The organism is Moraxella nasicaprae, assembly GCF_025643275.1.
Taxonomy (GTDB): Bacteria; Pseudomonadota; Gammaproteobacteria; order Pseudomonadales; family Moraxellaceae; genus Moraxella; species Moraxella nasicaprae.
In genome coordinates, this window is the sequence record NZ_CP089977.1 from 666429 (window position 1) to 682014 (window position 15586).

Sequence of the window (15586 nt, forward strand, 5' to 3'; positions counted from 1 at the left end):
ACCTTGCCAAACCATAAGTTTAGCAAGGTGCGTTTATGGTTGTTCACTGTTAAATCTAACATAAATACTGATGTTAGACAAGCAGTAAACTTAATTTTTAATCAATGCTACGATTTTTAACAAACCGATGATAATTTGGTAAAATGTAATCAAACACGATTTATCTTAATTTGCCCAATTACTCTTACAATGTACACATCTATCACTAATAGATACAAATGGAAATTATTTTCACTATCATTTACTTAATGAATATTTTTGATTATAATAATTCGACAATAAAATGAATGGAGAAATTATTATGCAATTACTCAAACCCAGTTTTCTATCATTATGCATATTAAGCATTTTAAGCACTTCTGCGTTTGCCGATACATCAATTGCTCCCGTCGTGCTAGACCCTGTTGTCATTACCGTAGAATCACAAATAAAACAATCATTGGGAGCGTCCATCATCAGTCAATCAGACCTAGAACGCACACCAATCAAAAGTGATATTGCTCAAATTGTCCGAAAAATGCCTGGCGTCAATCTAACAGGGAATTCTGCCACAGGTCAACGAGGTAATAATCGTCAGATTGACATTCGAGGCATGGGACCAGAAAATACCCTGATACTGATTGATGGCAAGCCCACAACCTCTCGTCAGTCGGTGCGTTATGGCTGGCGTGGCGAACGAGACACTCGTGGTGATTCACAATGGGTACCTTCTAATCTCATCGAAAAAATTGAAGTACTACGAGGACCGTCCGCTTCTCGTTATGGTAATGGTGCTATGGGTGGCGTGGTTAATATCATCACCAAGAAAATCAGCGACAATCCATCAGGCTCGGTAGAGATTTATACTGAAAAACCACACAATGATAAAGAAGGAAATAGTCGTCGCATTAGTGCCAATTTTAGCGGTAGTATCATTCCTCAAAAATTAGGTTTTTTAGTATATGGCAACCTAAACAAAACCGACATGGACGCTGTGGACATCAATCCTTTGGTGCCGTACAAAAATGCCAATGGGCAAAGTTATCTAACCCGAGCAGCAGGTCGTGAAGGCGTGGAAAATAAAGATGTCGGGCTACGACTCAATTATCAAATCAATCCCAGCCATCATCTGCGTTTTGATGCAACCTATGGTCGTCAAGGCAATCAATACACAGGCGATACTCAATATTCCAATCGTGATTCAAGTGCCACCACCACAAGTGCACAATCTGTCAGTAACGCCCATCTAAACAGCCTGATTGGCAGTGAAACTAATATCATGAAAAAATCAAGCCATGCATTGACTCATGAAGGCGAATATTCATGGGGTGATAGCAAGGTAATACTGCAATATGACCAAACCAAAAACACCCGCCTAAATGAAGGTTTGGCAGGCGGTCCTGAGGGAGTAATCAGCCATACTTTGCCACACTTTGAGGACACCAAACTAAACACCATGAGAGCTCATGGCGAGATTGTCATACCGCTATCTTTTGCTCTGCCGCAAACATTGACTTTAGGTGCTGAATATGTCAAAGACACACTGCATGAACTTGCCAACATGGAAGAAGGTACCAGCAGTGGTACAGACCCCAATGCCACTTATGCAAATACCCTATACCAAGGCGACCGCAGTAAATTGATTTCAAAAGTTGCTTCCATTTATGCCGAAAACAACATCAACATCAAAGACAATACCAATTTTGCCATCACTTTGCGTTATGACCACCATAATCATTCAGGCTCCAATCTAAGCCCTGCTTTTAACCTAACCCATCATCTCAACGAACGATGGACGGTCAAGGCAGGTATTGCCAAAGCCTATAAAATTCCAAATCTTTATCAAAACTCTCCCGCTTATATGCTTGGCACTCGTGGGCAAGGTTGTCCATGGAGAGCTCAGGTTTCAGGCTGGTGTGTTTTACAAGGCAATGCCAACCTAAAACCTGAAACCGCTGTTAATAGCGAACTTGGTTTTTTATATCGCAATCAAGGCGTTAATGCCAGCTTAACCTATTTTCATAGCGATTATAAAGACAAAATTGCCGCCAGTGATACCATTCGTGAAGTTATCGAAGCTCCTTATGGTCAAGGCACTACCAAATACAATGTATTAGACTGGATTAATATTCCTAAAGCTGTTGTTGAAGGATTGGAAGGCAGTATCAGCTATGTCAACAATGGACTACGCCTAAATAACAACTTAACCTACATGATTAAATCTAAAGACAAGCATACGGGCAATCCTTTGTCGTTGGTGCCAACTTATACTTGGAATACAACACTTGGTTACGATTTAAACGATCGATGGGATATTAACGCCACTTATACCCATTACGGTCGCCAAAAAGCACGCCAATTTGCCGAAAGCAACATCGAAAATGTCAGCAAAGACGGCTTATTACACAACCAGAACATGAAAGGTTATGGGATTTTTTCGGTCAATACTGGCTATCAATTTAACGACAATCTAAGCGGTCGTCTTGGTGTCAACAATCTATTTGATAAGCAAAAATTGCGTGATAATACCATTGGTCAAACCTACAATGAAGCGGGTCGTTCCTACTTTGCCAGTTTAAAATATGACTTCTAGGAGACTTTATTTGTTTGGCATTAACACACCAATTAAGTCCATTGTCTCTAAGCGTATTGTCTTATTGCTTGGGCTGACGGGCATCATGCAAGGTTGTAGTCATGTGCAGTCATGGCAACCTGTTACCATCTCCAACAGCCAGCAGCAAATCATACATTCCACTTATACCGACAAAGACTATTTGATTCAAGTGGCAACCATTGGTGATAAACCCATCAATGGTTATCCTGTGGTTTATGTGCTTGATGGCAATGCTTTTTTTACAACAAGTGTTGCCATTGCTCAACTGATGCATGGCAGACCCAATCAAGCTTTACCAAAATCTCTGATGGTGGTCGGCATAGGCTATCCCATTTCCAAAAATTTTGACATCAAAAATCGCACTCATGACTACACTGTGCCATCTGCTAACTATCCCAAACCAAAAGGGGAGCAAATTAGCTTTGGTGGTGCTGATAAATTTCATCAGTTTATAAGCCAAGAACTCACCCCCATTTTAAACCAGAAGTTTGGCATCAATGCCAATCATCGCACCCTATTTGGGCACTCTTACGGTGGTCTATTTGGATTATATGCCCTATATCGCCATTCCCAAGATTTTAATCGCTATGTCATTGCCAGCCCTTCGATATGGTGGAATGATAAAAGCATTCAGATTCATCAGGCTCTATTTACGCCCAGTCCCAACATCGCCCATGTACTCATCACACTGGGCGAACATGAATTAAATGCCCCACATAAAAATCCTAATGCACCCACCAGCGATTTGCCAAATAGTGATGCCTACCTAACCCATCAATTTTTGGTCAAAAAATTAGGGCAGTCCAAAACATCATTTGCCTTTCATTCTGATCATAGCCATGGAGACAACGCCTACCCATCTTTGTTAAAGGGCATCCGTTTGGCATATCAAGCCTGTCAAACAGATGCAGATTGTTAACCAAAACCCCAAGTCAAATAACTTGGGGCTTTGGTTAGTCTAGCTTTCTTAACTCTTTACGCAGGATTTTGCCGACATTTGACTTGGGCAATTCATCGACAAACACGATGTGTCTTGGGCGTTTATAGCCTGTCAAATGCTCTTTTGCCCACGCCTTAATCTCGCCAACGCTCAAATCATCTTCTTTTTTGACAATAAAAATCTTTACAGACTCGCCACTATGCCCATCAGGCACACCAATCACGCCACATTCTAGCACTTTTGGGTGAGCGGCGATGGCTTCTTCGACTTCATTTGGATAAACATTAAAGCCTGACACCAAAATCATGTCTTTTTTTCTATCGACAATCTTAAAATAGCCTTGCTCGTCCATCACACCAATATCGCCCGTGCGAAAATAGCCATCTTGGGTCATCACTTTGGCGGTCTCATCTGGTTTTTTCCAATAGCCTTTCATGACTTGCGGCCCTTTGGCACAAATCTCGCCAGCCTCGCCCATCGCCACCTCACGACCCTCATCGTCCAACAAGATGATGTCTGTCGATGGAAAAGGAATGCCAATTTTGCCCGTATAAGCCCCCAAAGGATTGAAAGTCAGCACAGGCGAAGTTTCGGACAAACCGTAGCCCTCGATGATATAGTTGCCTGTCAATGCCTCCCATTTTTCGGCGGTACTAGGCAGAACCGACATACCCCCACCCAAAGAAATGACCAAATTGCTATGGTCAATCCCAGCAAATCCTTTATGATGAGCCAAGGCATTAAATAAAGTATTCACGCCCGAAAAAAACTGCGGGCGATACTTGGCAAACTGCTTGGTCAAATCATCAAAATCTCTGGCATTGGGGATTAGCAACAAACTAAATCCCATTTTCATACCAAGCAAACTAACCATAAAGCAAAAAATATGATACAGCGGCAACGCCACTGCCATATATTCGCCATGCTGATAAGGCTTGGCAAATCCTGTTTTTACATAGGTCATGCACTGCTCGACATTGGCAATCAAATTGCCATGCGTGAGCATCGCCCCTTTTGCCACACCTGTTGTGCCGCCTGTGTATTGCAAAATCACAACATCATCTAAGGAAACGGCTGGCTTTTGATAATTCTTGGGATTGAATTTTAAGATGGATTTAAAGCTGATGGCATTATCCAGATGATAGGCAGGAATCATCTTTTTGATGTATTTGACCACCGCATTGACCGCCAAGCCCTTGATACCCATCATATCGCCAATCGCTGTCGTGATGACATGACGCACCAGCCCCTTATTGCCAACCTGCTCAAAAGTATGGGCAAAATTTTCGATGATGAATAATGCTTTTGCCTCACTATCAATCAGCTGATGTTCAAGCTCATGAGCGGTGTACAATGGGTTAATATTCACCAGCACCAAGCCTGCACGCACAATCCCCATCATTGTTGCCAAATATTGTGGCGTATTTGGCATCATCACCGCCACTTTATCGCCTTGCACCAAACCCAATGATTGTAGATAAGCTGCAATGCGTAAACTGATGCGGTCAAGCTCATCATAGCTTAGATGCACGCCCATAAAAGTGGTCGCAATCTGCCCACGATTGGTGGCGAAATTTTTATCAAAAAAATCCAATAAAGAATTCACATCATCAGGCATGACCAAATCAATGTCCAAGCCTTTATTGGTATAGGTTGCCTGCCAAGCTCTATCACTTGGCGTCTTAAAACTACGATAATCTGTCATTGTTCTTATCCAAAATCACTGAAAATAAAAAACTATCCAACCATCATTGAACGATTTATCACATCATTCGCTCATGTTCCGACCATGCCCAATCAGGTAAAGCACTTGGGGTATCTATGGTACAAACAAATAATCACACTCACGACCAGATGGCTTAATTGCCATCGAGTAGCCGTGACATACATCCCACCAACCCCTTGGCAATGTTATCCTTACTCATTTTTGCCAAGTCCACTTTATCCAGCCCGTATTTATCGGCAAAAAACACGCTCATCGCATTGTCATCACTTCCAAAGCCAATACTTTTATCCGAGACATCATTGACCGCAATCATATCCAAATTTTTGGCAACAAGTTTGCCTTTGGCATAATTTTCAATGTCCTGTGTTTCAGCAGCAAAACCCACCGTCAAAAGGTGCGGATAAGTTTGGGCAATCGTTGCCAAGACATCAGGGTTTTTGACAAGCTCTAAGGTTAAGCCGTCATTATCAGCCGTTTTTTTAAGTTTTTGGCTGGCAACATTTGCCACTCTAAAATCCGCCACAGCAGCCGTGGCAATAAAAATATCCGCCTTTTCACAAACCTGTAAACACGCCGTAAGCATCTCATCCGCCGTGCCAATCGTGCATTTTTCTGCTCCAAGTGGCGTGGGCAAGCTCACCTTTTCGCCTGCGATGATGATAACCTTTGCCCCTGCACTCACACACGCCCTCGCCAAGGCATAGCCCATTTTGCCTGTGGAGTGGTTGGATAGGTAGCGAACAGGGTCAATGGGTTCAAGGGTTGCCCCTGCGGTGATGACGACCGTTTTGCCTGCCAAAGTTTGGGCGGCATCTTGGCGGTCAAAAAAGCTCAAAATCTGCTCACAAATCGCCTCAGGCTCTGGTAGCCTCCCCATACCAACATCACCGCACGCTTGTTCACCGCTGTCAGGGTTTGCAACTTTAAAGCCAAATTGGGCAAGTTTTTTTAGATTATCCTGTAAAATGGCATTGCCCCACATTGCCTGATTCATCGCAGGATAGACCCACACAGGAGCGGTGGTGGCGACAATGACGGTGGTTACAAGGTTATCCGCCAAACCATTTGCCAATTTACCAATGGTGTTGGCAGAAGCTGGGGCAATGACAACCAAATCCGCCCACTTAGCAAGCTCGATATGCCCCATTCCCCTTTCGGCACTTTCATCAAGCAGTTTGGTATGCACTTCGTTGCCTGTCAAGGCTTGCAAGGTCAAAGGCGTGATAAACTGGCACGCCCCGTCCGTCATCATCACTCGCACGCTATGCCCTGCCTTGATTAACAGGCGTGCCAAAATGGCGGATTTATAACAAGCAATACCGCCAGTTAGGGCAAGTAGGATATTTTTGGAATGGGTCATTGGCTTAAAAATCAATTAAAAATGGGCTATTTTAGCATAAATTGGCAGTATTTGCTATTTGGGAAACTGCGTGAAAATACTCTAACATATTCTTTATCATAATGCTTAAAAAAAATAAAAGCACCATGATATTGGTGCTTTTATTTAGCATTGGCTGGGCGACTTATTTAAGTACACATTCTGCAATCAAACGGTCAAGTTTTCTGATGTCGATTTTTTTATCCAAATTGATTTTGATGTGTCCTGCCCTTGTCCATAATTCAAGCTCTGCATTCACATCAAAAAATCCACCAGCATTTTCACTTGACCACATATTGATATTGGCATACGGCAAAGAATAAGTCTCAATCTTCTTGCCTGTCAGACCTTGTGCATCTCGTATAATCAGACGCTTATTGGTAAAAATGGCACTATCTCGAAAGGTGCGATACGCTGCTACCGCATACTCGCCATCAACCAATAAAGCCTGTACATCTTCTGGAATGGGGCATTCTTCGACTAGCGTCCAAGCGGTAATGGTAGCAATTGATGAATCCATGATATTATCTCCAAATCGACAGCCAACTCCAACATTGGCATTATTAAAAAACCAGCGGTTAAATGATACCACCTCATCAACATGATGATAACATCAAATCATCAGCACATCAATCCATATCGCCACTATCCACAGCCAATCAAACAACACGCCATCACCATTTTATTTATAAACAAAACCAAATCACCACAAGTCAAGATGAACTTCATCAAGGTTGTTTATTTTTTGATAACATGAGTAAACCACCCAAAAAAAATTACCCAAACACATATCTTAGCACCATCAAAAAGCACATGAGTACAATCACAGGGCGGATAAATTTCGCACCGCCTTTGACGACCATGTTTGAGCCAAGATACGCACCGATGATTTGCCCTGCCATCATCACAAAGCCCACCGTCCACACCACCTGACCGCCAATGATAAAAAAGATAAGCGAGGCAATGTTGGTGGCAAAATTTAAAAGTTTGGCATTGCCTGTGGCTGTAACCAAATCTTGCCCACGCCCAACCACACCAGAGAGCGAAAAAAATGTCCCCGTCCCTGGTCCAAAATACCCATCATAAAAGCCAATGGCAGGCACAACGCCATTTTGCCACGCCTTGTGCGACAGTTTGGGTGGTTGTTGATAATTGCCCAAATTAGGGCTAAATAAGGTATAAAGCCCCATCGCCCCCACAATAAAGGTAATGGCAGTTTTTAAAAAATCTGGTGGCGAAAGCTGCACCAAAATCGTCCCCACCGCAGAACCAACAAAGGCAAGGATTAGAGCGGTTTTGATGATTTTGGGTTTGGCAATGCCCTTTTTTATCATGGCAAGACTTGCCGAAAGCGACCCTGCACAGGCTTGCAGTTTATTGGTGGCAAGCACCGCCACAGGGTTTAGACCTGTCAAAAGCAGGGCTGGCAAGGTCAAAAGACCACCACCGCCCGCCATCGCATCAACAAAACCTGCCAATATCGCCACCATAAATAATATGAACAATAATTCAATGCTCAACATCATACACACTCGCAAACCAACAAAAGGAAATTTTAGCAAAAATGATGAATTTTTGGCGATTTTTATGTCTAAAATGGCATAAAAAACACACAAAAACACACAAAATTACTTTATTCACTGGCGAAATTTTGATATATTGGAAAAATTCATAAAATATATCACTATAAACAGATAATCCAATGATACCCACGCACAACCATGCCATGGTTGTCTAGGCAGGAGAATTTATGTTTGCTTCCTTGAAAAGGTTTTTTGAGCTAGAAGCGGCTGGCGGCATCATCTTGGCATTAGCAGCCATACTGGCGATGCTTGTCGCCAATTCGCCATTACACGACTTATACCACGCTTTTATTCATGCCCCTGTGGTGGTGCAAATTGGTCATTTTGAGATTGCCAAAGATGCCCATCATTGGATTAACGATGGCTTGATGGCGATTTTTTTCTTTTTGGTGGGTCTTGAACTCAAACGAGAAGCACTGATTGGCGAGCTGTCCGACATCAAACAAATCCTAATGCCAGCCCTAGCAGCGGTGGGTGGCATGATTGCCCCTGCGTTGATTTATGCCGCCTTTAACTGGGATAATTCAGCCAATCTGGCTGGCTGGGCAATTCCTGCGGCAACAGACATTGCTTTTGCATTGGGTGTGCTAAGCCTACTTGGCAATAAAGTACCTAATGCCCTCAAAGTATTTTTGGTGTCAATCGCCATCTTTGATGACTTGGGTGCAATCATCATCATTGCCTTATTTTATACTCATGATTTATCCTTGACCGCTCTTGCCATCGCTGGGGTGTGTCTGCCTATCTTGTATCTGCTTAATCGCCTGAATGTGGTGCGTATCACGGCTTACATTCTGATTGGTCTTGTCATGTGGGCAGCATTGCTAAAATCAGGCGTGCATGCCACTTTGGCAGGGGTATTGCTGGCATTTTTCATTCCCCTAAAAAACAAACAAGACCCTGAGCATTCGCCACTTGAAGAGCTAGAACACGATTTGCACGGTACGGTTGCATTTGGGATTTTGCCTTTGTTTGCCTTTGCCAATGCTGGCATTTCGCTGGCTGGCACAAGCATAGACACGCTACTACACCCCGTGCCACTAGGCATTGGTGCAGGCTTATTCATCGGCAAACAAATTGGCGTGATGGCAGCAGTTTTATTATGTCTTAAACTTGGTCTTGCCAAGCTGCCAACTGGTACGAATATCCGCCAAATTTATGGCGTTTCATTGCTATGCGGTATCGGCTTTACCATGAGTCTATTTATTTCAGGGCTTGCTTTTGGCGGTATTCCAGAAGGGTTTGATCCACGACTTGGCATTATTTTAGGCTCTTTGATTTCAGGTATTTTGGGTTATTTATTGCTTCGCACTTGCATCAATAATGCCACCCACCCAACACTTGCCGTTGATGATGGTAAAGGCTATTTGCATAACTAACCAACACCATCAAAAAACCGCTTCGCCCACAAGGTAAAGCGGTTTTTTTGATGCCAGACCATTCATCAAGTTGCCATCACGCCAAGTGTTTGTATCCCAACATCAATCGATAAGCCAAGCATGAATGGTTTTGTCGCACTTATTTAAATCCCTTGATGACAAGCAAGACATCATTAGTCACTGCACTCATCATCACACCCCAATAAAAAAACACCCCAAATCAGGGGTGTTTTTTTGTTCATCGCCTTAGATGGCTTGGATTGCGGTCAGGGCAATGGTATAGACAATATCATCAACCAAGCAGCCACGAGATAGGTCATTAACAGGTTTGTTTAGACCTTGTAGCATTGGACCTACGCTGAGTACATTGGCGTTTCTTTGTACTGCTTTATATAAAGCATTACCAACGCTTAGGCTTGGGAAAATAAAGACATTAGCTTGTCCTGCCACAGGCGAATTAGGTGCTTTTGATTGAGCAACCGAAGGCACGACAGCAGCGTCATACTGCAATGGACCCTCAACGGCAAGCTGTGGCTGTCTTTCTTTGACAATCTGAGTGGCATTGGCAACCAAATCCACATCAGCACCAGCACCAGAAGTGCCAGTTGAGTAGCTAATCATCGCCACTTTCGGGTCAATACCAAAGGCTTTGGCAGACTCGGCAGTTTGAATGGCAATCTCAGCCAGTTCTTCGGCAGTTGGATTTGGATTGACTGCACAGTCAGCATACACCACCACCGACTCAGGCAATAGCATGAAGAAGCAGCTAGACACAAGACTGTACTGCGGTGCGGTCTTAATCAACTGAAATGCTGGACGAATAGTGTTGGCAGTCGTATGTACCGCTCCTGATACCAGACCGTCCACATCGCCCATTTGAAGCATCATCGTGCCAAGCACCACCGTATCTGTCAGCTGTTCTTTGGCACCTTGCTCGTCCAGCTTGCCTTTACGGCGTTCTACCATCGGAGCAACATACTGTTCGGCAATGCTTTGTGGGTCGATAATTTCAAGGCCTGCTGGGATTTGTAAGCCTTTTTCGCTGGCTACTTGCTGCACTTCTTCTGGCTTGGCAAGCAGTACGCATTGAGCGATACCACGAGTTTGGCAAATGATGGCAGCCTCAACGGTGCGTGGCTCAGCACCCTCTGGCAAGACGATGCGTTTTTTGGCACTGATTGCCTTTTGGGTCAAGGCATGGCGAAATGCTGATGGCGATAGATTTGGCTTGCGGCTGCTTGGTTTGATGAACGCATCAATGCCATCTGTGGTGGTTGCCTGACCGATGACTCGTTCGCCAAAATCCGCCTTGCTGATGTTGATTAAGGCTTCATCATCGCCCACCAAAATCACATCAGCATCAAGTGCTAAGGCAAGCTCACGATTGACACGGCTGGCATAAGGATATTGCTGACTTACCCCTGCAACCAGCGTAATCTCATCACTGCTTTCGCCCGCTTTGGCATAAACCAGCTCCAACAAATCGTCCAAATTATTTTTGGCAAGAGCGGTCTCAAAACTGTCTTTGCCAAACACTGCAAACGGACTAAATACCGCTTTACCAGTACCAGCAATAAAAGCATCAAAATCAAATGCTTGGGTTGGGACAAGTAGAATGGTTGTCATAATTTTTCCTTAACTAAAACTTGTTTTGGTGATGTCTTTTGAGTATTGACCGCTTAGATGGTCATGCTATTTTGCACCATGTTGCAAAAAAGTTCCTATTTGGGTCAAAAATCTCACGCCCAAAACACATCGCCAATGGTGTGATTTAGCCCAAACGCCCTGCCATGACAAACCAACTCATGGCACGCCGCTTCATTAAATATAGGGCTGGTGTTATTTGTGTTTTTTAAATTTGTTTTTGGACAAGACATCTTGAATGTATTCATGCCTCAAAAAAGCATTTTTTTATCATCAAATATCATGTTGATGACTTGCCCAAATGGTCAATTTTTTTAAAAAATAGGCAAAAAATGCACCGTTTGACACAGTGCATTTTTTTACTTACAGACCCAAAACAGCTTTGGTTTCAAAGGCGATTTGGAATTCTTCATCGGTTGGGATTACCCATAGCTCAATGCTAGAATCAGCAGTATGGAAGCTGCCTTCTGCACCACGGAACAAGGCTTGGTTCTTGTCTGCATCAATCTTAGCACCCAAATGTTTTAGATGAGAGACGATAGATGCACGCATATCTGCACCATTTTCACCCACACCGCCTGTAAAGGCAATGCCTGTGAAAGTTGGTAGAGCAGCGGTCAAGCCCAAGATGTACTTGGCAGTACGATAAGCAAACATTTCTAGTGCCAAAATCGCATCAGCATTGCCTTCTTTGGCGGCAGTTTCTAGGTTACGCATATCATTTGAGATGCCAGAGACACCAAGCAGACCGCTTTTTTTGTTCAGCAAGGTATCAATCTCTTCAATGCTAAGACCTAGCGTACGATGTAGATGAATGTGCATGCTTGGGTCTAAGTCGCCACTGCGAGTACCCATCATCAAGCCTTCTAGCGGGGTAATGCCCATACTGGTGTCTAGACTTTTGCCCTCATACACAGCGGTCGCTGAGCAACCATTACCCAAGTGAGCCACTACCCAGCCGTGCGGTGCTGGCTTATCGGTCAAGGTGCTGGCACGATTAGAGACATAAGCGTGTGATGAGCCGTGGAAGCCGTAACGGCGGATTTGATGCTCTGTATAAAGCTCTTTTGGAATGGCGTAACGATAGGCGTGAGCTGGCATACTTTGATGGAATGCGGTGTCAAAAATCGCCACCTGTGGCAAATCTGGATAAATTGCGTTAATCGCACGGATACCAGCAGCATTGGCTGGGTTGTGTAGCGGTGCAAGACTTGCCAGCTCTTCGATGGTTGCCAAGACTTCGTCAGTAATGACAGTCGCTGATTTGAATTTATCGCCACCATGCACCACACGATGACCAACCGCCACAGGCTTATACTCGCTGATTAGCTCGCCCAAGATGATTTGTAGGGCTTCGGTATGAGCACCTGAATTGGGGATATTGATTTCAATTTTTGAACCATCTAGGTTTTTATGCTTGATGCGAGCATCGGTGTTGCCTAAGGCTTCGGCAAGACCTTCAATGCGGCTTTCGCCATCTTCGCTGATTAGGGCATATTTGATTGATGATGAACCACAGTTTAGGACTAGGGTTGGATTGATTAGACTCATAAAAGCTCCAATGGGGATTTGTGTTGGCGAAGTGGTTGCTTTAAGAATGATGAATTTTTAAAATCATGCCACCAAACGCCCGTGATTATCAAACGATATACCGTCTATTTTACAATGTTTTGCCTCATTTTGCCAAAACAATTTTTGACCGAATAATTGTCATTATGCTACAATACACGGTGTTTTTAATAAAATTTGATGGTATTGTATGAAATTATTACCAATAGCACTCATCGCCCTATTGTGCCTGACAGCCTGTGGTCAAAAGGGAGCGTTATACCTACCTAACCAATCCACCAACATTTCTCAACAATAAAAAATTAAGGAAATTTTGTCATGACTTTTAGTCCTGCCAGCCGCATGATTGATGACGCCTTATTGATTGACGCTGATGTTCTGACCCAAGCATTGCCTTATATTGATTATCAAAACCACCACCTAACCATCGATGGCGTGCCTGCTGATGAACTATGCCAAACCTATGGCACGCCTTTATATGTCTATTCTAAGCGTGCTTTGCTAGACAAATATGCTGAGTACTGTCATGGTTTTGCCAATATCAACCATCGTATCTGTTATGCGGTCAAGACCAACTCAAATCTTGCTGTTCTAAAAACTCTGGCACAGGCAGGGGCTGGTTTTGATATCGTTTCCAAAGGTGAATTGGCTCGTGTATTGCAGGTGACAGACGGCAAAAAAGTGGTTTATTCAGGCGTGGGCAAAACCAAGGAAGATATTGCTTTTGCTTTGGAGGCTGACATTGATTGCTTTAATGTTGAAGCGATTAGCGAGTTGGATTTAATCAACCAAGTTGCCCAAGAGCTTGGCAAAACCGCTCGTATCTCACTACGCATCAATCCTGATGTCGATGCCAAAACTCACCCTTATATTTCAACAGGCATGAAAGATAACAAGTTTGGCATCAGTCACGAGCAAGCCGTAGCAAGCTATCTACACGCCAGCTCATTGCCAAATCTGCACATCAAAGGCATTGACTGCCATATCGGCTCACAACTGCTCGACACGCAGGGCTTTTCAGATGCTTTGGATAAAATTATCGAACTGATTGACGCCCTAAAAGCCCATGGCATCACGCTAGAACACATTGACCTAGGTGGCGGTCTTGGCGTGCGATACATCGATGAAAATCCTGCCAGTATCGCAGAATACGCCCAGACGCTATTGCCACGCTTGCAGGCTTTGGGTTTGACATTATATCTTGAACCAGGTCGCAGTTTGGTTGCCAATTCTGGTGTGCTTTTGACTCGTGTTGATGTGTTAAAACCCACCGAATTTAAAAATTTCGCTGTTGTTGATGCCTCGATGAGCGAATTGATTCGTCCCGCTCTATATGAAGCGGTCATGGCAATCATTCCAGCCAACAATGAACATCAAGACAATCCAAAGGTTTGGGATATTGTCGGCTCAGTCTGTGAATCTAGTGATGTGCTGGGCAAAAATCGCCTGCTTGATATCAAGGTTGGCGACACACTTGCCATCACAGGGGCTGGGGCATACGGCTTTACGATGGCAAGCAACTACAACAGTCGCCCACGCCCTGCTGAGGTGATGGTTGATGATGGAAAACATCGTCTGATTCGCCAGCGTGAGACACTAGATGACTTATGGAAAGGCGAATTTGCCTAATGCCTCCAATCTCAAAACCGCTCCATGTTGAGCGGTTTTTTTATCATACAAACCAAGCCACACTCAGTATCTGCAATCCCATCATAAACCATCATCAAAACAAGGCAACAAATTTGGCAAACCGCCTGACTTTTGGACAAAATAAATCGCCTCGAAAATCCATCATTTGGCATAAAAACACCTAGCCAAGCCCATGACAACATGGTAAGATAGCAGGCAATATTATAAAAATGAAGGACACAATTATGCTGATTGAATTTACCAAAATGCACGGACTGGGCAATGATTTTATGGTCATTGACTTGGTTACCCAAAGAATGGTTCTAACCCCAGAACTGGTTAGACTGCTTGCCGATCGCCGTATTGGTGTGGGTTTTGACCAACTACTGATTGTTGAACCACCCACCCGTCCCGATGTGGATTTTAAATACCGTATTTTTAATGCTGATGGCAGCGAAGTGTCACAATGTGGTAATGGTGCTAGATGCTTTGCCTCATTCGTTCAAGCACGCAAGCTGTCTTTTAAACAGCGACTAAGAGTCGAGACCGCCAGCGGCATCATCACTCTGAACACCGACCGTTACGGCTGGGTGCAGGTCGATATGGGCAAGCCCAAGTTTGAGCCTGTTGAAATTCCTTTTACCCCAAAAGCCATCACTCGCATTGGTAATGCTTATCGGCTGGATGTTGATGGCGAACCTGTTGAGCTGTATGTTGCCAACATGGGCAATCCACACGCCGTCATCAAAGTGGACGATGTTTTGACCGCTGATGTTGAACGATTAGGAGCGTTAATTGAGTCGCACGAAGCATTTCCTGAGCGAGTCAATGTCGGCTTTATGCAGGTTGTCAATCAACGCCACATTCGCTTGCGTGTCTTTGAACGAGGTGTTGGCGAGACCCAAGCCTGTGGCACAGGGGCATGTGCGGCAGTTGCCACAGGGATTCGAGAGGGCTGGCTAGATGAAGGTGTGGACATTCGAGCTCAGCTATATGGAGGTAGTCTGGCGATTCGCTGGCAAGAGGGCTACTCTTTGATGATGACAGGTCCAACTGCCTTTGTCTTTGAGGGTGTATTTAGCCCAGATGGACTGGCGGCATCGGCTGGTATCAAGCTCAACCCAGACGCTGACAACACCTTTTAG

At 44.1% G+C, this 15586-nt stretch carries 12 protein-coding genes; 6 read left to right on the forward strand and 6 right to left on the reverse strand.

Going from position 1 to position 15586, the window contains the following annotated elements:
- Positions 1–298: 298 nt before the first annotated feature.
- Complete coding sequence (locus LU297_RS03105) at positions 299–2572, forward strand: FepA family TonB-dependent siderophore receptor (protein WP_432806278.1); 2274 nt, start codon at positions 299–301, stop codon at positions 2570–2572.
- Positions 2573–2582: 10 nt separating this feature from the next.
- Positions 2583–3512, forward strand: coding sequence for an alpha/beta hydrolase (locus LU297_RS03110; RefSeq protein ID WP_263076952.1), 930 nt, complete (start codon positions 2583–2585; stop codon positions 3510–3512).
- A 34-nt stretch (positions 3513–3546) separates the two neighbouring features.
- Here the strand turns inward: LU297_RS03110 and LU297_RS03115 are convergent, their stop codons facing one another.
- From LU297_RS03115 to LU297_RS03130, 4 genes are all read right to left on the reverse strand, one after another.
- Complete coding sequence (locus LU297_RS03115; RefSeq protein WP_263076953.1) at positions 3547–5238, reverse strand: AMP-binding protein; 1692 nt, start codon at positions 5236–5238, stop codon at positions 3547–3549.
- 154 nt (positions 5239–5392) lie between these two features.
- On the reverse strand, positions 5393–6619 hold the full coding sequence (coaBC, locus tag LU297_RS03120; protein WP_263076954.1) for a bifunctional phosphopantothenoylcysteine decarboxylase/phosphopantothenate--cysteine ligase CoaBC: 1227 nt from the start codon (positions 6617–6619) through the stop codon (positions 5393–5395).
- A gap of 163 nt (positions 6620–6782) precedes the next feature.
- The gene (locus tag LU297_RS03125) at positions 6783–7157 is read right to left on the reverse strand and encodes a PH domain-containing protein (RefSeq protein WP_263076955.1); all 375 of its coding nucleotides are present in this window, start codon (positions 7155–7157) and stop codon (positions 6783–6785) included.
- A 256-nt stretch (positions 7158–7413) separates the two neighbouring features.
- Entirely contained in the window at positions 7414–8163 is a 750-nt protein-coding gene (locus LU297_RS03130; protein WP_349773719.1) for a TSUP family transporter, read from the reverse strand.
- Between the two features lie 224 nt (positions 8164–8387).
- Between LU297_RS03130 and nhaA the strand changes: the two genes are divergently transcribed.
- A complete protein-coding gene (gene nhaA / locus LU297_RS03135) occupies positions 8388–9599 on the forward strand; it encodes a Na+/H+ antiporter NhaA (protein WP_263076956.1) in 1212 nt (403 codons plus the stop codon).
- A 246-nt stretch (positions 9600–9845) separates the two neighbouring features.
- On the opposite strand, the gene pta is transcribed toward nhaA, so the two are convergent.
- Both pta and LU297_RS03145 read right to left on the reverse strand, forming a co-directional pair.
- The gene (pta, locus tag LU297_RS03140) at positions 9846–11225 is read right to left on the reverse strand and encodes a phosphate acetyltransferase (RefSeq protein ID WP_432806268.1); all 1380 of its coding nucleotides are present in this window, start codon (positions 11223–11225) and stop codon (positions 9846–9848) included.
- A 381-nt stretch (positions 11226–11606) separates the two neighbouring features.
- Positions 11607–12794 (reverse strand): acetate/propionate family kinase, encoded by a 1188-nt coding sequence (locus tag LU297_RS03145; RefSeq protein WP_263076957.1) that lies wholly within the window; start codon positions 12792–12794, stop codon positions 11607–11609.
- 208 nt (positions 12795–13002) lie between these two features.
- On the opposite strand from LU297_RS03145, the gene lptM reads away from it, so the two are divergent.
- The 3 genes from lptM (at position 13003) to dapF (ending at position 15586) form a co-directional block, all read left to right on the forward strand.
- Positions 13003–13110, forward strand: a complete 108-nt coding sequence (lptM, locus tag LU297_RS03150) for an LPS translocon maturation chaperone LptM (protein ID WP_263076958.1) — start codon at positions 13003–13005, stop codon at positions 13108–13110.
- Positions 13111–13130: 20 nt separating this feature from the next.
- Positions 13131–14441, forward strand: coding sequence for a diaminopimelate decarboxylase (gene lysA / locus LU297_RS03155; RefSeq protein WP_263076959.1), 1311 nt, complete (start codon positions 13131–13133; stop codon positions 14439–14441).
- A gap of 245 nt (positions 14442–14686) precedes the next feature.
- Entirely contained in the window at positions 14687–15586 is a 900-nt protein-coding gene (gene dapF / locus LU297_RS03160) for a diaminopimelate epimerase (protein ID WP_263076960.1), read from the forward strand.